31 protein-coding genes and 1 pseudogene are annotated in these 21,708 nt (G+C 41.5%); 25 read left to right on the top strand and 7 right to left on the bottom strand.

Going from position 1 to position 21,708, the window contains the following annotated elements; genetic code table 11:
• Positions 1-113 precede the first annotated feature (113 nt).
• The 6 genes from D8791_RS09460 to D8791_RS09435 form a co-directional block, all read right to left on the bottom strand.
• Complete coding sequence (locus D8791_RS09460) at positions 114-1,259, bottom strand: tyrosine-type recombinase/integrase (RefSeq protein WP_260473517.1); 1,146 nt, start codon at positions 1,257-1,259, stop codon at positions 114-116.
• A gap of 129 nt (positions 1,260-1,388) precedes the next feature.
• The gene (locus D8791_RS09455; protein ID WP_125447546.1) at positions 1,389-2,054 is read right to left on the bottom strand and encodes a DUF3290 family protein; all 666 of its coding nucleotides are present in this window, start codon (positions 2,052-2,054) and stop codon (positions 1,389-1,391) included.
• A gap of 71 nt (positions 2,055-2,125) precedes the next feature.
• Positions 2,126-2,668 carry a hypothetical protein gene (locus D8791_RS09450; RefSeq protein ID WP_125447544.1) on the bottom strand — a complete coding sequence of 181 codons (543 nt, stop codon included), beginning with the start codon at positions 2,666-2,668 and terminating at the stop codon, positions 2,126-2,128.
• A 4-nt stretch (positions 2,669-2,672) separates the two neighbouring features.
• Positions 2,673-3,053, bottom strand: coding sequence for an ImmA/IrrE family metallo-endopeptidase (locus D8791_RS09445; RefSeq protein WP_125447542.1), 381 nt, complete (start codon positions 3,051-3,053; stop codon positions 2,673-2,675).
• A gap of 3 nt (positions 3,054-3,056) precedes the next feature.
• Positions 3,057-3,410 carry a helix-turn-helix domain-containing protein gene (locus tag D8791_RS09440; RefSeq protein ID WP_125447540.1) on the bottom strand — a complete coding sequence of 118 codons (354 nt, stop codon included), beginning with the start codon at positions 3,408-3,410 and terminating at the stop codon, positions 3,057-3,059.
• A gap of 394 nt (positions 3,411-3,804) precedes the next feature.
• Positions 3,805-3,897: a type I toxin-antitoxin system Fst family toxin gene (locus D8791_RS09435; protein ID WP_125381578.1), complete on the bottom strand. Its 93-nt coding sequence runs from the start codon at positions 3,895-3,897 to the stop codon at positions 3,805-3,807.
• Between the two features lie 110 nt (positions 3,898-4,007).
• Here D8791_RS09435 and D8791_RS09430 point away from each other — a divergent pair, with 110 nt between their 5' ends.
• The gene (locus D8791_RS09430) at positions 4,008-4,190 is read left to right on the top strand and encodes a hypothetical protein (protein ID WP_125447538.1); all 183 of its coding nucleotides are present in this window, start codon (positions 4,008-4,010) and stop codon (positions 4,188-4,190) included.
• Here the strand turns inward: D8791_RS09430 and D8791_RS10660 are convergent.
• Entirely contained in the window at positions 4,170-4,301 is a 132-nt protein-coding gene (locus D8791_RS10660; protein WP_001107625.1) for a hypothetical protein, read from the bottom strand. The genes D8791_RS09430 and D8791_RS10660 overlap by 21 nt on opposite strands.
• A 171-nt stretch (positions 4,302-4,472) precedes the next feature.
• On the opposite strand from D8791_RS10660, the gene D8791_RS09425 reads away from it, so the two are divergent.
• From D8791_RS09425 to D8791_RS09310, 24 genes and pseudogenes are all read left to right on the top strand, one after another.
• Positions 4,473-4,658: a helix-turn-helix domain-containing protein gene (locus tag D8791_RS09425; protein WP_125381583.1), complete on the top strand. Its 186-nt coding sequence runs from the start codon at positions 4,473-4,475 to the stop codon at positions 4,656-4,658.
• Between the two features lie 11 nt (positions 4,659-4,669).
• A complete protein-coding gene (locus D8791_RS09420; protein WP_125447537.1) occupies positions 4,670-4,861 on the top strand; it encodes a DNA-binding protein in 192 nt (63 codons plus the stop codon).
• A 78-nt stretch (positions 4,862-4,939) separates the two neighbouring features.
• Positions 4,940-5,248, top strand: a complete 309-nt coding sequence (locus tag D8791_RS09415) for an excisionase (RefSeq protein WP_125447535.1) — start codon at positions 4,940-4,942, stop codon at positions 5,246-5,248.
• Positions 5,249-5,273: 25 nt separating this feature from the next.
• Entirely contained in the window at positions 5,274-5,597 is a 324-nt protein-coding gene (locus tag D8791_RS09410) for a hypothetical protein (protein ID WP_125447533.1), read from the top strand.
• 6 nt (positions 5,598-5,603) lie between these two features.
• Positions 5,604-5,867: a hypothetical protein gene (locus tag D8791_RS09405; protein ID WP_125447532.1), complete on the top strand. Its 264-nt coding sequence runs from the start codon at positions 5,604-5,606 to the stop codon at positions 5,865-5,867.
• Between the two features lie 6 nt (positions 5,868-5,873).
• A complete protein-coding gene (locus tag D8791_RS09400) occupies positions 5,874-6,068 on the top strand; it encodes a hypothetical protein (RefSeq protein ID WP_125447530.1) in 195 nt (64 codons plus the stop codon).
• Between the two features lie 2 nt (positions 6,069-6,070).
• Positions 6,071-7,381 (top strand): AAA family ATPase, encoded by a 1,311-nt coding sequence (locus tag D8791_RS09395; RefSeq protein ID WP_125447528.1) that lies wholly within the window; start codon positions 6,071-6,073, stop codon positions 7,379-7,381.
• 3 nt (positions 7,382-7,384) lie between these two features.
• A complete protein-coding gene (locus D8791_RS09390) occupies positions 7,385-8,515 on the top strand; it encodes an ATP-binding protein (protein ID WP_125447526.1) in 1,131 nt (376 codons plus the stop codon).
• Positions 8,516-8,560: 45 nt separating this feature from the next.
• Positions 8,561-8,986, top strand: a complete 426-nt coding sequence (locus tag D8791_RS09385) for a hypothetical protein (protein WP_125447524.1) — start codon at positions 8,561-8,563, stop codon at positions 8,984-8,986.
• Between the two features lie 2 nt (positions 8,987-8,988).
• Complete coding sequence (locus D8791_RS09380) at positions 8,989-9,726, top strand: hypothetical protein (protein WP_125447522.1); 738 nt, start codon at positions 8,989-8,991, stop codon at positions 9,724-9,726.
• Between the two features lie 13 nt (positions 9,727-9,739).
• Positions 9,740-10,294: a hypothetical protein gene (locus tag D8791_RS09375; protein WP_125447520.1), complete on the top strand. Its 555-nt coding sequence runs from the start codon at positions 9,740-9,742 to the stop codon at positions 10,292-10,294.
• Positions 10,295-10,304: 10 nt separating this feature from the next.
• The gene (locus D8791_RS09370) at positions 10,305-11,888 is read left to right on the top strand and encodes a DEAD/DEAH box helicase (RefSeq protein ID WP_125447518.1); all 1,584 of its coding nucleotides are present in this window, start codon (positions 10,305-10,307) and stop codon (positions 11,886-11,888) included.
• Positions 11,889-11,902: 14 nt separating this feature from the next.
• The gene (locus D8791_RS09365) at positions 11,903-14,173 is read left to right on the top strand and encodes an AAA family ATPase (protein WP_125447516.1); all 2,271 of its coding nucleotides are present in this window, start codon (positions 11,903-11,905) and stop codon (positions 14,171-14,173) included.
• A gap of 245 nt (positions 14,174-14,418) precedes the next feature.
• Entirely contained in the window at positions 14,419-14,820 is a 402-nt protein-coding gene (locus D8791_RS09360; protein ID WP_125447514.1) for a RusA family crossover junction endodeoxyribonuclease, read from the top strand.
• On the top strand, positions 14,817-15,044 hold the full coding sequence (locus tag D8791_RS09355) for a hypothetical protein (RefSeq protein WP_125447512.1): 228 nt from the start codon (positions 14,817-14,819) through the stop codon (positions 15,042-15,044). The genes D8791_RS09360 and D8791_RS09355 overlap by 4 nt, the downstream gene beginning before the upstream one ends.
• Positions 15,041-15,561, top strand: a pseudogene (locus tag D8791_RS09350) (DUF1642 domain-containing protein). Before D8791_RS09355 ends, D8791_RS09350 begins: the two are co-directional and overlap by 4 nt.
• Positions 15,558-15,785, top strand: a complete 228-nt coding sequence (locus tag D8791_RS09345; protein WP_125447510.1) for a hypothetical protein — start codon at positions 15,558-15,560, stop codon at positions 15,783-15,785. Before D8791_RS09350 ends, D8791_RS09345 begins: the two are co-directional and overlap by 4 nt.
• Entirely contained in the window at positions 15,782-16,186 is a 405-nt protein-coding gene (locus tag D8791_RS09340) for a YopX family phage-derived protein (RefSeq protein WP_125447508.1), read from the top strand. The genes D8791_RS09345 and D8791_RS09340 overlap by 4 nt, the downstream gene beginning before the upstream one ends.
• Complete coding sequence (locus D8791_RS09335) at positions 16,183-16,617, top strand: DUF1492 domain-containing protein (protein ID WP_125447506.1); 435 nt, start codon at positions 16,183-16,185, stop codon at positions 16,615-16,617. The genes D8791_RS09340 and D8791_RS09335 overlap by 4 nt, the downstream gene beginning before the upstream one ends.
• A 116-nt stretch (positions 16,618-16,733) precedes the next feature.
• Complete coding sequence (locus tag D8791_RS09330) at positions 16,734-17,165, top strand: terminase small subunit (protein WP_125447504.1); 432 nt, start codon at positions 16,734-16,736, stop codon at positions 17,163-17,165.
• Positions 17,143-18,450, top strand: coding sequence for a PBSX family phage terminase large subunit (locus D8791_RS09325; RefSeq protein ID WP_185760579.1), 1,308 nt, complete (start codon positions 17,143-17,145; stop codon positions 18,448-18,450). Before D8791_RS09330 ends, D8791_RS09325 begins: the two co-directional genes overlap by 23 nt.
• 62 nt (positions 18,451-18,512) lie before the next feature.
• Entirely contained in the window at positions 18,513-19,982 is a 1,470-nt protein-coding gene (locus D8791_RS09320; RefSeq protein ID WP_125447556.1) for a phage portal protein, read from the top strand.
• A complete protein-coding gene (locus D8791_RS09315) occupies positions 19,951-21,480 on the top strand; it encodes a minor capsid protein (protein ID WP_376739481.1) in 1,530 nt (509 codons plus the stop codon). The genes D8791_RS09320 and D8791_RS09315 overlap by 32 nt, the downstream gene beginning before the upstream one ends.
• Position 21,481: 1 nt before the next feature.
• On the top strand, positions 21,482-21,691 hold the full coding sequence (locus tag D8791_RS09310; RefSeq protein WP_125397418.1) for a hypothetical protein: 210 nt from the start codon (positions 21,482-21,484) through the stop codon (positions 21,689-21,691).
• Positions 21,692-21,708: the final 17 nt, after the last annotated feature.

Genomic DNA, 21,708 nt, shown 5'->3' with positions numbered 1-21,708 from the left:
TTACTCTTAAATAATAGAGTAACTACATTAGTAGCTTAAAAACATTATTAAACCGCTATTCTTAGGACTAGCGGTTTTTCTTTTTGTTAGAGAAGGGGCAAAAAAGGGGCAAGCTATTTGTAAAGTTTATCTAAGACATCAACAACTTTTGACTTGATGTTCTTAGTTACGTGAGTATAGATTTCCATTGTGGTCTTTCCGTTATCTTTATGACCTACTCTCTGAGTAATGGCTTTTAACGGAATATTATTTTCTGCAAGTGTACTGATAAGAGTATGTCGTAGTATGTGAGGGTGCAATGGTTTATTTATTGGTTTCTTTAGCGTGGCATTAGCATTCTTCATCAACTTACCGATACTAGACTTATGGATAGGGATACCATTAGAGGAAACAAATATGAAGCCCATATCTTTATAGTTTGGGTTAGTATTCTTTCTTAACTCGTGTAGCTCAATAAATTCTTCTATAATCTCAATTTCTTTATTGGTTAAATCAACTACCCTGATAGATGACAAGGTTTTTGGTGTAGTCTTGACGCCCTCTGAACCCTTTCGTGTTGGGTCTAAAGTGCCATTGATAGTGATGGTACGATTTTTTTTATCATAGTTTTCAAACTTTAAAGCACCAGCCTCACCGACTCGACACCCATTCAGTGCCATAAATTCAGCCATGCGAGCAACGTGATATCCTCTATTGTATTCTCTCATGGCTTTTAAAAGTCTTTTTAGCTCATTCTGCTCAAGAAACTTGTTTTCTATCCGTTCCATAGTTTCATATGTGACGACTTTTTTAGGAAGTCTTACCCGTTGAATTGGATTGGTATCAATCAACTCTAAATCTTGAGCGTATTTGAACACCATACTTAAAACCGATTTGTGCTTTTTTAATTTGATATGATTGTCCTCTGAATCTGTAAAATACTGTTGTGCGTACTTAGCAGTGATATTTTTAATTTTGACCCCTGGAGCAAAACTTTCTTTTACTTCACTGACAGCATAGATCATAGTTTTTTCAGTAGAAGCTTTGATTGACTTTTTATGCAATTCCCACCAATCGTCAAGAACAGCCTCAAAAAGCATATCAGTAGTGGATAGGCTCTGTAATTTTTGAGAAATTTTTTCATCCAGTTGCTTTTGAGCTTCTTTTTTGGCTCTTGCTGAACCTGAGTCGAGCGTCACAGATACCCTTTTCCACTTTTCAGTGTAGGGATCTTTGTAGCGTTCAAAAAACTTATATTTTCCGTTTGTAAGTTCTTCCATCCACATTGATTTTTACCTCACTTTTTGATAAAATGGGTATAGTAAAGAGGGCTTTTTAATGCCTTTTACTATACATGATTGCCTCACGCTCAGACTCGCCAAAGTTTTGAGAGCGTGGGGATTTTTTTGTTAGTTATTTATCTTGACTTTCATTGATTTATTGATGATGCCACTTTCTGCTGCGAGTGTTGTGTCATCTTCCGCTTTTACATATAGATTAGGAGAGTTAGCAAAACTCAAATCATAGCCATTTTCTATTGCCCAATTTTTAAAAGTGCTTTCTTTAATTTTGTACAGTTTGTCAGCAATTTGTTGGATCTCAACTTTCGAGTAATATTTGACCTCTTGAGGAAGATACAAGTAAATGACATTTTTGCCTACTGGTTTAGTTATAACCTGATGACCCGACTCTGCTAATTGATTATTGATTTCAATAGTTAAATGGTTAGCAAATTGTGTATTAGACTCCTCTGTATAATCAGGACCGTCATTTTTTATTTCTTGAGATGAGCTTGCTTCACTTTTAGATTCACTAACTTTATTTTCTTTTGAGTTTTCCTTGCTTACTGAATTCTTAGACGAAGAAGACGAGGTGGTTTGTGTTGTAGCCGGTTTTGTAAGCTCAGTATTTGTTTTGTTTTCTCGGAAGAAAGTCCCGATAACAAGAGCACAGCTTATCAGAACAGCGATTGAAATATTTCTATATTTGGCGTTCGGGCGTTTTTTAACAAAATACCAAATGCCAGCTGCTGAAACTAAAACGATTAGCGATAAAGTATTTTTTAATATTTCCATTTTTTTACATTCCTACTATTTTCTTAAATTCTTCCTGGATCATAACTTCTGAGCGCAGGGATTTTTTTGTTTTATTCAAAAAATCTTTCGACGTTGTTTGCTTGCGCTTGAGTTAGCTTCGTTGAAATAGTTTTTATCTCGCTAGTAATAATGTTTCTAAGAGAAATAGAAGCCGCGCCCGGTTTTTCTTCTTGGGTAGTAACCGATGTAGAATTGATGGTTCCTTTTTTTCCTCTAGCTCCACCAGCCATGGCTCCAACAACCGCTCCAACTGGGTTTATTGCAGCACCAATCGCTCCTCCAAGGAGAACGCTGCCAGCACGCCCTTTTTGCTTGGTTTTTCCTGTAGTAGTTGTACGTTCGATAATTGTAGAGCCAGAAAAATTGAAGTTTTCAAATTCGTAAAGCACAGGTTCTTCTGAGTACATACCAATGTAGTATTGGCCATCAACCGTTTTTCGGACAGTAGTAGGACTAGAGAACTGATTGCTTGCTGGCAAAGTTATTTTTGTTTCTAGTGCTGCCTTTTTTCTCATATCGTTAGCTTTACTTATACCTTCTGCGGTCTTATCGACTGCAGTTTTTGCTAGGTCGCTTATCTTTTTGAAGTCCATATTTTCATCCTATCAATTCGTAATATTCGTCGATGACCATCAATTCGTCTGTTACTGTCTTTAATTTATGCTTTTGCATAAAATGTAAGTAGTTAAAAGACTTGTGGTCATCTGATGCTGCAAGCTCTTCTTCGAGTAGTTTATGGATCATGTGCCTATTCGCTTCATTTTCGCATCTAGTGTGATTATTTTGGTAAAGCTCAGCAGAATGATCCAGATGTCCTAATTCGTGGTATATGACGCGTTTTTTGGCGTTCTCAGACAACTCACGATTTATAAAGATAATATTGATATCTTTGACGTAGATGCCTGGTCTGTGCCAAAGCTCGTTATCAAAGTAAGCGAGAGTAACGCCGTGCGAATCTACAAGCTCTTCAATAGTCATAGGCTATCTACCTCTCAAATAAATCTCAATGATATTTTGGATAGCGTCGATATCCTCTTCTGTGAGTGGCTTACCATCGAACGTCTTGGCATTCTCTGCCATCTTTCGCAAGTCGTCAGACGTGTAGCCTGCGATTGTGTCGTCGTTTGCTATTGCTGGGTTATCTGTGCGACCGAGCAGGTAGTCGGTTGACACATGGAAATAGTCGGCGATTTCTTGTAATCTTTCGGCATTTGGTTTTTTACTTTTCATGCTATAGATTGTATTTCTACTATACCCAAGTGTTTCTTCGAGTGAATTTATAGAAATTCCTCGCATTTGGCAAAGTTCTTTAATTTTTTCAAATAAAGAAAACATTGATTTATCAACCTTTCTAAAGGCACGACAAAAAATATTTAAACTTTTGTGTGTAAAATTATTGACAAAACACAATCAATAGTTTACAATAGTTTTTGTAAGTGAGAAACAACTAAAAAAACAACTAAGAAATAAATTATAAAAATGTTTTGGCGAACGGTATTTATAAATTTATTGGTGTTTTTATCATGCTTTTATTCTAAACAATAGATTGTAAAAAGTCAAGCAATAACACAAAAAATAGTTAAAATTTTAGTTGTTTCTTGTTTACAAGTTCCTTGACAATTGTATAGAGCATGTGAGATAATATAGGGGAATTAAGGATTAGTTCTATATCATGGACTAGAAAAGATCCCAAGCTCACGACCAAATAAGCTTGGGGTCTTTTTTGACACTATCTATCTTTGTTCAGCCATTTATCAGCTAAACGAAGAACGACACCGACCACAATCGGTCCGATGATAGTTTTAAGGATTAGTTCCATCATAGGCTATCTCACCTCCCTTCGTAGGCGGTGTAGAAGTGCCGTTCTTATCGTATCACATGCTCTATCAATTTGATAGGGCATTTTTTTATGAAGAAAGGAGGCGCGTGAGTATGAAAATAGGCGGAATTACAACGATAGACTCAGAAATTTCTTTCGGGGAGTGCGATATTCAAGAAGTACCTGAAGAAATAAAAAAGCTTTTCCCAGACCAGAATCTTATAAAAGTTTCTGAAAGAGGGAAAAGTTATATCTTGAATACAGACTATATCGTTTTACTTTTTACGAGTCTGTGAAAGTGCCGAACCAGCAATAGACTTAGTACGGGCAGAAGAGCGTCCATCTCTAAGAGCCTTGCTTGCTTTGGTGGCAACTTTAGCAGAAGTCTGCTTGGTATTTTTCGCCATAAGCAATCCTCCTTTCTTAATTATTTGACTTGCGATTTTCATAAGGAGTTAGAAAGGTCTTATTAAATCGTTTTAGTCAGAATACATTATAACTTAAATACTTTTAAAAGTCAATATATTGTATCAAAAAGGAGGTAATATATTGTTTGGACACAATATATAGTGTTGCATATGTGGAATAAAATTGAATATCAGCTAAAACTCAAAGGATGGTCAATGTACAAGTTGGCCAAAGAATCAGGTATCCATCAATCAAACTTTTCCAACTTGAAAGCGGGTCGATTGAAAGAGATGTCTTGGTCAAATATGTGCAAAATTGCTGATGCACTGGAAGTCAGCTTGGATGAATTTAGATAGGAGGTGAGTGCATGCCAGATATTGACAATGGTCGAAAGAAGGTTTCTGAGTATTTAAAGCAACACAACATCAAGAAGCGTGATTTGGCAACGGCTTATGGTTATAAGCGACAGGAAGTTACGAATATCTTGAATGGTTCGACTAAAGGACCTGCTGCAAATAAGTTTATCTTGCGAGTAATTGCAGATTACAGCATTGAGTAAACAAAAAAAGCACCTAACAAAGTCAGGCGCTAATCAAAAATACTAATCAAATTATAGCACAGAAAGAGAGGAAAAGCTATGCCAAAAGCTGAATTGGTTTACAGACCCGCTAATCAATCCGAAAAAGCGGAAGCTGGTGACTATGAGCATCTTTGTCAAATTTGGGAAGGTTTGACTCCTAGCACAGCCAAGGTCTGGGCGAGAGAAATGAGAGAACACCCAGACTTTAGCAGATACATAGACAACCCAACACACAAGATTGTCTTTATCAATTACGAGGGATTTCGTCTTTTTGTGAAATGGAAATCTCGCAATCGCTACAGAAGCAAGAAAGAGACGCTCGACGAGATGTTGAAAAACATCAAATTTGAAGAACGGGCTAGCTGAGCTAACGTTTAAGAAAGGATAAAAAATGAGTGAAATTATAAAAGTAAAAACAGCAAAGCAATTAACTGCTGAAGCGCGTGAACAAATCGGTCGAATCGCAGCTTCAGAGACAATAAGAGTTATCAATAGCTGGATCAGAGAAGAAGCGAACGCAGGCGGAGTTAGTATCAAATTCACCCACAACGAGATCAGAAATACTGTGACTAAAGGTGTAAGAAAACACTATTTTAATCTGGATGACGTTATTGCAAAAACAATTACACAGTACTGGCTGGCCGGTTACTCTGGCAGCAAAGAAAAAACGCCAGCAGGCATCTATTTTAAAATTTCGTGGGATTTCGTGGGGTGAAGATAAATGAGTCTGAAAGACCTTAAAAGATTGACCATCCTGGTAGTCGTTGCAATCGTGCTATTGGCCATCGCTGGTGTGCAGATTATCGATAAGCAAAACCAGCAAATCCGTGAGCTGCAGGAACAGATCAAGGACAATCGCGATAGCATCCGAGTGCAGGCCGATACAAATCGGCGACAGGAAGTAACGGTCGATAAATTTAACAATATGTACTACGAATTTGAGTACTGGAAGAAGACAGGAAAAGCAGATTTTCCGGGAGGGTAAGAAAACATGAACATTGAAATGATATTAGGAATTGGCTTACTGGTCAGCGTTGGCCTGCTAGTAACAAACATGACAATTAGCACAGCGATCATCAATCGCTTGAAAGAAAAAAACAATTACTATCGCAGCGCGAAATATCGCTTAGAAATGTTTGAGCAAGAATTAGCCCTGCGAAACAAAAAGATGAAGATTGGAGAGTAGCAATGGTTACAATCAATAAACTCGAAATTGAAAACGTCAAGCGCGTGAAGGCTGTCAAGTTAGAGCCGTCAGCGACTGGCTTGACAATCGTCGGTGGTAATAACAGCCAAGGCAAAACAAGCGTGCTAGACGCGATTGCTTGGGCGTTGGGTGGTAACAAGTACAAACCTAGCCAAGCACAACGTGAAGGCAGTACAATCCCGCCTAGCCTAAAAATCACGCTATCAAATGGTCTGATTGTAGAACGTAGCGGTAAGAACAGCACTCTCAAAGTCATTGACCCAAGTGGGAACAAAGCAGGTCAAAACTTGCTGGACAGCTTTGTAGAGGAGTTGGCTATCAACTTGCCAAAATTTATGGAGCAAACCAGCAAAGAAAAAGCTAAGACATTGCTGCAAATCATCGGAGTTGGTCCGCAATTGGCTGAGCTGGAAATGCAGGAAAAGGCCAAATATGATGAGCGCCATGCAATTGGTGTGATTGCTGACCAAAAAGAGAAGTTTGCGAAAGAGCAACCGTACTATCCAGATGCGCCGAAAGAGCTGGTATCTATCTCTGAACTTATCCAACAGCAACAAGAAATTTTAGGGCGGAATGGCGAGAATGCTCGTAAACGTCAAAATTTAACAAGAATCGAAAACGAATATCAAGGGGCGCTTGCAGACGTCGAACGACTTAGCAAAATGCTAGAAGAAGCTCGAGAGAAAGAGCAAGGGCTAGCGCAGGACCTTGATATTGCACGCAAAGACACGCAAGAGTTGATAGATGAATCAACGCAAGAGATTGAAGACAGTATCGCGAATATCGAGCAAATCAACCTCAAAGTTCGAGCGAATTTTGACAAAGACAAGGCGGAAGAAGACGCGAAAGACTATCGCGAGCAATACAAAGAGCTGGACAATGTAATCGCTGACATCCGCAAGCAAAAGACAGACTTGCTAACAAATGCAGACTTACCGCTGCCGGGCTTATCCGTGGATGATGGAGAATTGCTCTACCTTGGCCAACGATGGGATAACATGTCTGGTAGTCAACAACTTCAAGTAGCGACTGCTATCGTGCGTAAATTGAAGCCAGAATGTGGATTTGTGCTCATTGACAAGCTGGAGCAAATGGATCAGCAGACTTTGCAAGAATTTGGCGCATGGCTTGAACAAGAAGGATTGCAAGCAATTGCAACACGGGTATCAACAGGAGACGAATGTAGCATCCTGATTGAAGACGGGTATAGTGTTAAACCGGTAGAATTTGCAAGCGCCGCTCAACAAGGACACGCTGAAACAGTCGCACCAACTTGGCAAGGAGGATTTTAAAACATGCAAATCACTAGAGGAAAACGGGCACGAGCTCAAAAGGTAGTTATCTATGGTCCTGAAGGAATTGGCAAGTCTACGTTTGCTGCTGAATTTCCAAACCCAGTATTTATCGACACAGAAGGCTCGACAGATAACATGGACGTAGCACGATTAGATAAGCCGACAAGTTGGACTATGCTCATCAATGAGATTGCTTTTATCAAAGCAAATCCGACTGAGTGCGGAACCTTGGTCATTGATACGATTGACTGGGCGGAATCCATGGCAGTAGCTGATGTCTGCGCACAGCATGGAAAGAAAGGAATTGAAGATTTCGGCTGGGGCAAAGGTTATACCTATGTCCAAGAAGAAATGGGGCGTTTCTTGAATAGTCTTTCTGACTTGGTTGATATGGGAATCAACGTTGTATTGACTGCGCACGCTCAAATCAAGAAATTTGAACAACCAGACGAAATGGGATCTTATGACCGTTACGAGTTGAAACTTGGTCAAAAGACAGGCTCTAAGACTGCTCCGCTCGTAAAAGAATGGGCAGATATGGTTCTATTTGCCAATTACAAGACTTTGGTCATGACAGCCGAGAACGGAAAAAAGAAGGCGCAGGGTGGCGAGCGCGTGATGTACACTAACCATCGCCCTGCTTGGGATGCCAAGAATCGTCATGGATTGCCTGATGAAATGCCGTTCTATTACGCAGGAATTGCTCATATCTTTGCAGGCCAACAAGTTCAGGCGCAACAGGCACAACCGCAGGCAGTCGCTCCAGCGCCTCAGCAAGCTACGCCGCAACCACAGCCGACACAAACGGAATTGCCAATTGACATGACACAAGTAGCAGCTAAACCGCAAAATAGCGCCCCTGAGGAGCCACAAACTCAAGCTGAACCAACGCAGCCAGCGCAATATCACGCGAGCCTGCCCACTGGTCTGACGGACCTCATGAAGCAGGAAAACGTGACAGAAGAAGAACTTCAAAAAGTCGCATACATACGCGGTCATTTCCCGCTGGGCACACCAATCGAAAACTTCCCTCCTGATTATTGGGATATGATTGTGGCGCACTGGCAGGCCACTATGGAAGTCATCCAAAATCAAGTGCGAGCTGAGCCAGATTTGCCCTTCACGATGTAAATTCTGGGAATAAGAAATCATAGCGAAATATAACAAGGAGTATCTATGAAAGATAAAACTATTAAAATCGATTTGTCGAAAATCGCAAATACAGCCTTACAAGAAAAGGTTGACAAAGAACTTGAGAAAGTTCTTGAGAACATTTTGGACCTCAATACAGAAGCTAAGGCGACTCGCAAGGTCACTATCACACTAACGATGTCAACGGACGATGAGCGTACTGTCGTTAAAACAGGCATGGAAGTCAAATCAACTCTGGCACCGCAAAAAGGCGTTGCAACAACTGTCATTGTCGGTCGTGACGATACTGGTAAAATTCACGCAAATGAGCTCAAGAGTGGGATCCCTGGTCAGACTTACTTCGATGACAACGGGGACATGCGGACCGACACTGGCGAACTAATCGAAAAAGTGGAACAACAGGAAAAATCTAAAATCATTGATTACAATCAAAAGAAAGCAGGTAACTAACCATGACAGAAAATCTCAAAGAAGCATTATCTTACGCAGTCGAACTAGCGGGTAAAGAAAATAAAATCGTTCGTTCAGAAACTGGGAAGGAATATTTTGACAGCGATGAATATGACTTACAGGAACTTAACCCTCGTAAGTACGCACCTATCCTTGAGCTTCAGACACTCAAAAGTCTAGTTGACTACCTCAAATCAGATAACGATTTCATCAGTGATCGTAAACTTGTAGTTGTCGTGGACAGTTTCCAAAAGGTATCTGTATATGATCAAGTTGATTTTGAAAATGGCAAACGTCCTCAGCTCGTATCTGTAAAAGCAACTGTTCCAGTTATTCCTTTTAGCTATTGGCGCGATCAGGAAGAATTCAATATTATGCTTCAGTCTATGTTCATCAATGATGCAGACCGCAATTTGGTTTTGGATTTTGCTAGTCATTTAAAAATCGAAAAAGGCGCAGAAGTGCAAGATAATGGCATAAGTCAAATAGCGACAGTTCGCGATGGTGTAGCAAGCCTAGCACAAGCTAAAACTCCAAATCCAGTAACCTTGCGACCATATCGTACTTTCAACGAAGTAGAGCAGCCTGCTAGTCAATTCGTCTTCCGCATCAACAAATCGGCGAGCCTTGCGCTCTTTGAAGCAGATGGGGGAAAATGGAAATTAGAAGCCGTCGAAAGCATCGAAAATTATTTAAAAAATGAACTTGCTAGCAACAAAAAAATTACTATTTTAGCTTAAAGGAGAAATCAACATGACACAACAATACAATAACTTTGATCACGAAATTGGTTGGGAAGACACGATTGAAAAAGATTCGGATTTCGTCCTCTTGCCTGACGGATTGTACTATTTTACAGTCGTAGGCATGGAACGTACACGTCACACGCCGAATCCACAAAATCCCGGCAAATTGCCAGCATGTAACAAGGCTATCGTCAGCATCAAAATCGTAGCAAATGAAGGTGAAACTGAACTGCGCCACAACCTATTCTTACACAGCTCAACCGAAGGAATGCTATCTGCTTTCTTTGCTGCAATTGGCCAAAAGAAAAAAGGTGAACCACTTCGCATGAACTGGAATGCCATCATCGGTGCGACTGGAGTGTGTAAAGTCGGAACCCGACAATATAACGGGAATAATTACAACGAAGTTAAATCCATGCTCTATCCTGAAGATGTGGATTATACAAAAGTGTTGAACCAGCAACCGCAAGGACAAACTACACAACCAAGTTATCAACAACCTCAGCAGCCAAACTTTGCGCAACAACCACCACAGGCTGGATACCAAGCCGGGCAATTCTAGGAGGTAAGGGATGCAATTAAGACCTTATCAACAGGAAGCGCGGGAAGCTGTACAGGCTGAATGGGCTAAAGGTCGCAAGCGCACTCTCTTAGTATTGCCTACAGGATGCGGGAAGACGATAGTCTTTTCCAAAATCATCGAAGACCAAGTGAAAGAGGGCAAGCGCGTGCTTGTCCTTGCTCATAGGTCGGAGCTTTTAGAGCAGGCTAGCGATAAGCTCAAGACTGCGACAGGGCTTGGCACGGCTTTAGAGAAAGCAGAGAATACCTCTATCGGCTCCTGGTATCGAGTAGTCGTCGGATCTGTCCAAACTATGCAGAGGAAGAAGCGACTTAGTCAATTTCCTCCTGACTGGTTCGATACGATTGTAGTCGATGAAGCCCATCACGCTATCTCAGATGGTTATCAGCGCGTCCTTGGATACTTCGAACAGTCCAATGTCCTCGGGGTAACAGCGACCCCAGACCGTGGAGATATGAAGAACCTCGGCTCTTACTTCGATAGCTTAGCTTACGAGTATTCACTAGTACAGGCTATCAAAGAAGGGTATCTATCAAAAATCAAGGCGTTGACAATTCCGCTTAGCTTAGACTTATCAAATGTTAGCATGTCAGCTGGAGATTTCAAAGCGAGCGATGTCGGAACGGCACTAGATCCATATCTGGAGCAGATAGCAGACGAAATGGTCAAGCAATGTGCAGACCGCAAGACAGTCGTATTTTTGCCACTAGTAAAGACCTCGCAGAAGTTTCGAGATATTCTAAACGCAAAAGGCTTTCGCGCTGCTGAGGTCAATGGAGAGTCCAAGGACCGTGCGGAGGTTTTAGAAGACTTTGAGAAAGACCGTTACAACGTGCTTTGTAATTCTATGTTATTGACTGAAGGTTGGGACTGTCCGTCAGTGGATTGCGTAGTTGTATTGCGACCTACTAAAGTGCGGGCGCTGTATAGCCAGATGGTAGGACGTGGGACTCGTTTGCATCCGGGAAAAGAAGAACTGCTCTTGCTCGACTTCCTCTGGCATACAGAACGCCACGAGTTATGTCGACCAGCTCATTTAATCTGTGAGACTCCAGAAGTTGCTCAGAAAATGGTTGAGAATATGGAAGAACAGACGGGTGTTATGCTTGACCTTGAAGATATGGAAGTCAAGGCGACAGAAGATGTGGTCGCTCAACGCGAGGAGGCGTTGGCTAAACAGCTGGAAGAAATGCGCAAGCGTAAACGCAAACTTGTGGATCCGTTGCAATTTGAGATGTCCATCCATGCTGAAGACTTGTCGAACTATGTGCCCAATTTTGGATGGGAAATGGCGCCTGCTAGTGACAAGCAGTTGAAAGCGCTTGAGAAGTACGGTATCTTTACTGACGAAATAGGAAATGCAGGCAAGGCCAATCTCTTGCTAGACAGATTGCACAAACGACAATCAGAAGGCTTGACGACACCGAAACAGATTCGGTTCCTGGAAGGCCGTGGCTTCAAAGATGTTGGGATGTGGCAATTTGACCAAGCCAGAAATATGATTGATCGCATTGCTGCAAACGGCTGGAGATTGCCAGCAGGCGTGCGACCAGCTGAATATGTACCAAATTAAAAAAGGAGAAAACAGTGGCAGAGAATGATTTTAATTTGTTGCCGTTGCTGGATTACATCAATCCTGCCACGGTAGACTACCAGACATGGGTAAATGTGGGCATGGCCTTGAAACACGAGGGCTACACGGCGTCTGATTGGGATAACTGGTCGCAAAATGATAGTCGGTATAAGAAATTTGAATGCTTCAAAAAATGGGACACATTTAACGAAGAAGCAGGAACGGTCGTCACAGGAGCAACCATCACGCAGCTAGCAAAAGAGGGCGGCTGGGTGTCGCAGTCTAGCTACGATAGCGAGAACGCGCATGAATTGGACTGGAACGATACCATAGACCGCGATTATCGAGTCATCGACAAGAATTGGATAGAAGGCAAGGAAATCCACGAGCCGACTGTCTGGAATCCGGTACAGGAAATCATCAAATACCTTGAAACGCTCTTTGAAGCTAGCGAAAATGTCGGTTATGTGACCGAGTGTTATCCGAAAACAGACGACGAAACAGGCGAGATTGAGAAATGGCTACCTACCAAGGGGGCCTATGACCGGACAGCTGGTCAGCTCATTAAAGAGCTGAGCCAGTGCGACGGCGATATTGGAAGAGTCCTCGGTGACTACAAGGAAGAAGCCGGAGCATGGATTCGTTTCAATCCGATGGACGGAAAAGGTGCCAAAAATGAAAATGTGACAGATTTTCGCTATGCGCTGGTGGAATCCGACAACATGCCAATCGACAAGCAAAACGCCATTTATAAAGAGCTGGAGCTACCGATTGCAGCCTTAGTCCACAGCGGGAATAAGTCGCTACATGCTATCGTCAAAGTAGATGCCAAGAATTATGAAGAGTATCGGAACCGCGTTGATTATCTTTACAAGGTCTGCCAAAAAAACGGTATCGTAGTTGATACCCAAAACCGCAACCCAAGTCGCTTATCACGCATGCCGGGCTTTGTCCGCAATGGCCAGAAGCAATTCTTAGTAGACACAAACATCGGTAAGGCCGATTGGGACGAATGGTATCAGTACATCGAAGACTTGAACGATGATTTACCTGATCCTGAAGGATTGGCCGACAGCTGGGATAACTTGCCAGAATTGGCTCCTGAGTTGATAAAAGGTGTCCTTCGTCAAGGCCACAAGATGCTGATTGCTGGTCCGTCTAAAGCTGGTAAGTCATTCGCTTTGATTGAGATGTCAATCGCAATTGCAGAGGGCAAGAAGTGGCTAGGCTGGGATTGTACGCAGGGGCGTGTCCTCTATGTCAATTTGGAGCTAGACAGACCGTCTGCCCTGCATCGCTTCCGTGATGTCTATCAGGCTATGGGGTTGGCACCGCAGAATATCCAGAATATCGATATTTGGAATCTTCGTGGAAAGACCGTCCCGATGGACAAGCTAGCACCTAAACTTATTCGTCGAGCTTTGAAGAAGAATTACATCGCAGTCATCATTGACCCGATTTACAAGGTGCTTACTGGTGACGAGAATAGCGCAGACCAGATGGCGCACTTCACCAATCAATTCGATAAGGTGGCCACAGAGTTAGGCTCTAGTGTTATCTACTGTCACCACCACTCTAAAGGTTCTCAAGGTGGCAAGAAGTCCATGGACCGTGCCAGTGGTTCGGGTGTATTTGCTCGGGATCCTGACGCACTTATCGACTTAGTAGAGCTAGAAGTGTCAGAGGAATTGCTTACTCAAAGACTGAATCAGGCAGCGTGCGAAGTTTACAAACAGGCTTTGCAAGAGCGAAACAATACCTATTACCAGCAGAATGTCGGACTGGATGACCTCTTGAGCCCTGCGCAGATGCGGACGCATTTTGAAAAGGGTATTCCTGACGTGATGGCTCGGGCGCCGTATGTAGACAAGCTCGAAGAAGTCCGCAACAAGATCCAGATAGCGACTGCGTGGCGAGTCGAGGGCACGCTTCGAGAGTTTGCCAAGTTTAAGCCAGTCAATATGTGGTTCAGCTATCCAGTACACGCGCTTGATGAATCAGGTGTACTGGCAGATATTAAACTGGACGACGATAAGCCAGGGTGGATGAAAGCTAAAGAAACTCGCAAAAAGAATGCGAAGGAAGATAAAAAGCAAAAGCTGAAAGAGTTTGACGAAGCTATCGAAAATGCAAATTTTGGCGAGCCACCCTCAAAAGAAGACGTAGCTGAATATTTAGGAGTGTCTATAAAAACTGTCGAAAGACGGTTAAAAACATCAAAAAAATATTGGCTCGATAAAAATACGCTCACTATTTTAAATAAAGAAAATGCGACAGAACTGTAAAATTCTGGTCGTGCCTTAACAACGACAACACTATAAAAATACGGTTGTGTCGTTGTCGCGACAGAACCACAAAATACGGTCGTGTCGTGCGACAAGCAACTATATATTATATATATAGATAATGTCCTGTCGTCCATCATGTCCATACCTGTATAGACAGGGTTGCTTAAAACGCACCCTGTCATATACAAGGGTCATGGACTAAAAGCGAAATTTAAAAAAAGAAAGGAAGTGTATTTTTAAAAATGTTTATTGAATTCTTTTTACCAATGAAAAAAATACCGACAACGACTCACCAACAAAAAAAGGTAAACGTGCAATTTGGGAAGCCGATATTTTATGAGCCAGAGGATCTAAAAAAAGCTAGAGCGAAATTTGAGAGCTTGCTTGCGCAGCATGTCCCTCCTGATAAATTTAAAGGAGCAATTCGTCTGACGGTTAAGTGGTGCTTCCCGCGTATCAAAAAAAGCTACGATGGTCAGTACAAGACCACAAAGCCAGATACGGACAATCTGCAGAAGTTGCTCAAGGATTGCATGACGAAACTTGGCTACTGGCAAGATGATGCACAAGTGGCCAGCGAGATTGTCGAAAAGTTCTGGGCGGATAGAGTCGGGATCTATATCAAGATTGAGGAATTATCATGAAAATCAATTATATTGATTTCTTTAGCAGAGTTATTCCAGAATGGATGGCGTGCAGCAATCAAAAGAGTCAAGAAGTCGGTTTCGGCTCGGATGTCTATTGGTTATGGGTGGTGTCGTCAATCGGAGAAATTTGCAAGCAATACAATGATGATGAGCTGGTGACGGAGCAGTTCGGCCTGCTCTTTAGCTGGCTAGAAAAACAAGCGGAAGGAGCAGGAAGATGAAGAAACAGGAATTGATAAAACATATCGAGGATTTGCCTTACAGTAAGGGACTTATCGTAGATACGATTAAAATCAGTAGAAAAGGACTTTTGGAGCTAGTAAGTCAACTAGACGAACCCCAAAAAGTCAAAATCCCGGAATTTGTAGCGGATTGGATTGAGTATTGTAAATTTACTCACGTTGATTTGCAACACGCCTTGATTGTTGGCGATGTATATTTTTACAACTACGCAAATCAAAAAGATTTTTCAAAACTAAAAGAATTTTTAGAAACTGAAAATAACCAAGCGACCTTCGCTCGTGCATGGATTTTAGGCTACGAAGTTGAGAAGGAGAAGCGGTATACAGTAGTGATGAAAACGACAATACAACCGCTATACTATAACGTTTTGGAAAAAAACTATTTTTCTCGATGGGTGGACTAGCTACAAAATTCACTCGAAAAGAGCTTGAAGATGCTGGTTTTGGCTGGGTGTTTGATTGCCCAGGAATTGAGATTGAGGAGGTGGAAGAATGAGTAGATTTGAAATCTCCCTGTCTAAAGATGACCTTGAATATATCGCTAACGGTTATGACATCAAAATCAAAATCGACGGTAAAAGATTTTTGGGAACAAATGAAATCATTTTGAAGCCTGCTGTGAGAAATGACCTCATGAATCCATTGTTAAAATACAGACATAAGTTAATTGATACTGAGGCACGAAATGTTGCTAATAATTTCATAGGAGGTGCAAGATGATTCCGAAATTTAGAGCGTGGTATGTGTTAGCAGAAGAAATGATTGACGAAATACTGATGATTTCATTTATCAGAAAGGAAGTCGTAGGGAAATTTAGCGATGGTTCTACATCTGTCCCGTTAAAATTCGAAGATAAGCGAAACGGAGAAGATGTCATCCTCATGGAGTCAACAGGATTGAAAGACAAGAACGGTAAGGAAGTATTTATCGGTGACATCGTTAAATGTACAAGAGGATGTCCCCATGAAGTGTATTTAGAAAAAGAATATGGTGGTACATTCATAGGCGGAATGCCAGCAGTGTATCTGAAAGGATTGAACGAAGGATATGCTTGGACGGAGGCAGAGGAAATCATCGGCAACATCTACGAAAACAAGGGACTTTTGGAGGTGAGCGATTGACGATCAATATCAAACAACGATTAAAGGCCTTGCAGTACATCGACATCAAAGCAAAATCAAAACACCAAGAAATTATCAGCTTAAAGTCTGGAATTTTACGAGGACAACAATTCGACAATATGCCGAAAGCAGAAAGTCCGTCTAATCGCTCTGAAGAATTGAACGTGCTGATTATCGATAAGTCAGAACAGCTCTATCGAGAAATTCAAGAACTTTATCAGGAGCGGGATGAGCTGGTACAAGCGATTGAATCGCTGGACGATCCAGTTGAAAATATTATCATGCGGCTACTGTATATTGATGGGCTTTCGTGGAATGAAATCCAAGTCCGATTGCGATGCGGACGTGGGACGATACACAGAGCTAGAGATAGTGCTTTAAAAAAACTTTCTAAAAAAAATGGAACTAATGGAACTCTTTGGAATTCCTAAAGTGATATTATGGTATTGTCGAAAAAGTGAAAACGAAACGATTTTCATGAGGACTCCTAGAAAAAGGCGCATACATGCGTCTTTTTTGTTACAAAAAAATAAGGTGGTGATGGAAAATCGCTAAATTAACTTTAAAACAACAGAGATTCGCTGACGAGTACATCATCAGTGGGAATGCGACGAAATCTGCTATTAAGGCAGGATATAGTTCTAAGTATGCAAATACGAATGCTTCTAAGTTACTACAAAACACTGCAATAAAGATCTATATAGATGAGCGATTGGAACAGCTTGCGTCTAAGAAGATTGCAACGCAGGAAGAGGTGCTTAGCTATCTAACCTCTGTGATGCGTGGAGAAACGCAAGAACAAACTCTATGCAGTATCGGTGAGCTCGGCCAAGAAATCATAGATATAGACGTAGGTGCCAAGGACAGAATCAAAGCCGCTGAGCTTTTGGGTAAACGTCACAGACTTTGGACGGATAAGGTTGAAGTTGATGTAACTGGAACGGTGGTGTTTGCGAATGAGTCCGACATACCAGATTAAACAGAATGACATCGTAGTTGATTTGCCCAAGACAGTTGGTGGTGGCTATGGCCAATTTTGGCGCTCACGAAATTTCTACCGCGTTGTGAAAGGTTCGCGCGGTTCAAAGAAATCGAAGACGACAGCACTGAACTTTATCACGCGCATCTTGAAATATCCTTGGGCTAACTTGCTTGTAGTGCGTAGATACTCGAATACGAACAAGCAATCAACTTATACAGATTTTAAGTGGGCTGCTAACCAACTTAAAGTCGCTCATAAGTTTAAATTCAACGAGTCCCTGCCTGAAATCACAGTCAAAGAGACAGGGCAGAAAATTCTTTTCCGTGGTTTAGATGATGAACTTAAAATCACATCTATCACGGTAGATGTAGGGATTCTCTGCTGGGCTTGGTTTGAAGAAGCTTATCAAATCGAAAGTGAAGACAAGTTTAGTACAGTAGTTGAATCAATCCGTGGTAGCTTAGACGCGCCTGACTTTTTTAAACAAATCACAATCACGTTTAACCCGTGGAACGAAAGGCACTGGCTCAAACGTGTCTTTTTTGATAAAGAGACGCAGCGAGCGGATACGCTGTCGCTCACGACCACTTATCGTTGCAATGAATGGCTGGATGAAGTCGATATTAAACGATATGAGGATCTATACCAAACGAACCCTAGACGTGCGAGAATTGTTTGTGATGGTGAGTGGGGCGTGGCTGAGGGGCTGGTATTCGAGAATTATAGCGTCCGAGATTTTGATATACAGGACACAATCAAACGAGTGGGAGAAACGACTGCAGGTCTTGACTTTGGTTTTACACACGACCCGACTACTTTTCCTCGTCTTGCGGTCGATCTAAACAAAAAAGAGTTGTGGATATATGCAGAACATTACGAGCATGCTATGACCACAGAAGATATTTACCAGATGATTGCTAAAAACGATATGCTAAACGCTGAAATCACGGCAGACAGCGCAGAGCAACGTTTGATAGCAGAGTTGAGGTCTAAGGGTGTGAGAAGAATACAAGCATCTGTAAAGGGAAAAGGCTCAATCAACGCTGGTATAGACTTTATGAAGCAATTTAAAATCTATATCCACCCGTCTTGTGAGAAGACGATAGAGGAATTTGATACTTATATCTATAAGCAAGATAAAGACGGCAATTGGTTGAACGAGCCAATAGACGCGAATAACCACGTAATTGATGCGATCAGATATGCTTTGGAAAAATATCACATCGAAAGAAAATCAACACAAGACCGTATGAAGAACGCGTCTTATTATTTCAGGAGGTAAAGTTGGAAGTTAAATTTTTAAAAGGCACGCGCTTCGACAGTAGATCAAACGAGCATTTTATGATGATGTTTGAGGATTTTGAAGCTATCGAATATGGTTCTGATAATTGGATTGAGCAGTTAAAACGCTATGTGAATCGTCACAAAGCAGAGCAGCAGCCAAGGCTGAAAGAGCTGAAACGATATTACAAAGGTGATAACAATATTAAGTATAGACCTGCTAAAACGGACGAAACTGCGGCAGATAATCGCATTTCCAGCGACTTTGCTAAGTACATTACCATTTTTGAGCAAGGGTATATGCTGGGGAATCCGGTCGAGTATAAGAATGAAAACAAAGCAATCCTTGAACATATCAAGGATTTTTCAGCCAAAAACAACGAGAAGAAGCACAACTCCTCCATCAAGAAAGATTTGTGTGTTTATGGCCGTGCTTATGAGCTTTTGACAGTCACAGAGCGCGATAGCAAGGCGTGGGTTAAATTGTACAAACTTAGTCCAGAGCAGACTTTTGTTATTTATGACGATACTTATGAGCAGAACTCACTAATGGCCGTAAACTACTACGATGTTGACTATGGTGACAGCAAGCGTAAGACGATTATTAAAGTTTATACTGCAGATCGCATCTACAGCTACGAGTGGAAGTCTACGAATAGCGATAAAATGGCGCTCAAAGATGAGCAAGAGCATTACTTCAAAGCTGTGCCAGTCAATGAGTACAGCAATAACGAGGAGCGTTTAGGCTCTTACGAATCTGTGCTGGATAACATAGATGCTTACGACTTATCACAGTCTGAACTTGCTAATTTCCAGCAAAATAGCAACGATGCTATCTTGATGATCAAAGGCAATCCGTATACAGGCGCAGAAGAGAATGACTTTTTGGAAGATGGACGAATCAATCCAAACGGTCGATTGTATGTGTCGCAAGCTTACAAGAAAGCACAAGTCCTCATCTTGGATGACAATCCTAATCCGGGTGGAGCCAATCCAGACGCCGGCTATTTAATCAAGTCTTATGATAGCAAAGGCGCAGAAGCATACAAGCAACGACTCGTGAATGATATTTTGCGTTTTACATTTACACCTGACACGCTTGATAACAATTTCTCAGGTACGCAATCTGGCGAGTCGATGAAGTACAAGCTCATGGCTAGCGATAACTACAGGGAGCAACAAGAAGACCTATTCGAAGCTGGTCTTATGCGTCGCTTGCGATTAGCTGTAAATATCTGGGCAATCCAAGGGAATGAAAGTACAGCTTATGAGTTAATCAATGAAACTTCAGTAGTATTTAAACCTAATATCCCGCAGAACGAAAAAGAAATTGTTGAGATGATTAAATCCTTGTACGGAATTGTCAGTGATCAAACTATTTTTGAATTACTGAATCAAGTTACGGGTGTAGATGCTGCAGATGAGCTGAAACGTTTGAAAGAGCAAGAAGCCCTAGAACAGCCTGAACAACGGCTAGATCCAGTAGATGAGGTGGTCGATGATGAGCAAGAAGCCGAACCAAAACCATCTTGATTACTGGTCAGGTCGTTCAGATGAAATTTTCCGATACTTAGACCGAAAAGATATTGATTTTTTTGCTGAATTAAATAAGATCTATCAAGAGCAAGCTAATGAAATGCAAAAAGCCTTTTATGACTTTGTCAGCAAGTATTCTGAAAATGGTTCTATGAGCTATCAGGAAGCGTTACAGCGCTTGAAAGGCACTGACCTGTCAGATTATCGGGAGAATGCCAGAAAGTATCGTGAGCAAGCTGAGAAAGACCCAGAATTGCTTAAAAGGTTGAACGAACAGTATGCAACTGCACGCGCTACAAGATTAGAGTCTTTGCAACTGGACATGCTCTTTCGTGCCGGGATCGCAAGAGGTCTTATTGCTGATAAGTTTGAAAGTTATTTGCAGAAAATGGCTCTCATGAGTTATAAAAAGTCTATGAGCGGTCGGACTGGTACAATCAACGAACCAGCACTAAAAGAGTTGGTGAAAACTCCGTTTAACGGTTATAACTATAGTCAGCAATTGTGGGGCAATACAGACAATCTTGTCAAGGATTTAAAAAAAGTTCTGAAGGCTGGTTTCGTCCGTGGCGATCACCCTCGAACAATGGCGCGTGATTTGGCACAGAAGTACAAAGTAGCGAACAGTCGAGCTGAAACACTCGTTCGGACCGACGGAACGATGATTGTCAATCGATCCGCTATCCAGCGCTACAAAGATGCAGGGCTGAAATACTATCGGATTTTGGTTCATTTGGACAATCGGACGACTGAAATATGCAAAAGAATTCACGCAGAGGACAAGCGATATCTGATTGATGAAATGCAGGCAGGAGTAAACGCTCCGCCTTTTCATTTTAATTGCCGGTCTGGTGTGATACCAGATGAGAAAGAATTGAATGGAAGTGTTGAAAATAATCCGGATGAGGTGTATAATCTAAGTAAGAGAGATGGAACAGCTGAGTACTACAGTGAGCAACTTTTGGATCGAATTTCAAAAATAGAACCAAAGGTTACAAGCGATATGCAACGTATTGCGGGTAAAAACGAACTGGTAGGTCTTGAATTCCGAAAGAAAACAGCTGAGTCGTTAGCTCGTAAAATCAAAACAGATAGTCAGATTGAAAATATAAGTTTATCAAAAGCTGCAGGTAAAATTAACGACGCTTTGCGATATACAACTATTTTCAATCCTGATACTTTTGAGAAAGAGTACCAGGAGATGACCCAACGTCTCATTGAAGGCGGGTATAAAATTGTAAAAGTAAAGAATACTTGGCTGATGAATGGGCCGTACAAAGGCGTGAATACAGTCCTTGAAAAGGATGGCATCAACTTTGAGATGCAGTATCATACTCAGGAAAGTTTTGAGTTGAAAAATGGTCCATTGCATGAGCTTTACGAAAAATATCGTGATGCAAGCACGTCTAATCAAGAACGCATGAAATTATTTAAGAAAATGCTTGATTTGAACAAGGGACTCGATATTCCTAGAAATATAGAAAGGGTGAAGTGATATGGAAAACATTAAATACTATCAAACAACAACGGACAATCCTCAAACGCTTCGTTTAATTGATGGTGTCATGCAAGTTTTTGATATCGAAAAAAAGTGGGTTGACAGTATTGACTGGTTTAATAAAATCTTTTTCAACGACTTCACTGATTTTAAAGAGATTTCGGAAAACGAAGCCTTTGCATATATCGGGAAAATAGTAGCAGCGTGACTTAAGCACTTAGAATA

The organism is Streptococcus cristatus, from assembly GCF_003943515.1.
Taxonomy (GTDB): domain Bacteria; phylum Bacillota; class Bacilli; order Lactobacillales; family Streptococcaceae; genus Streptococcus; species Streptococcus cristatus_D.
This window is presented reverse-complemented; position numbering and strand designations above follow the sequence as displayed.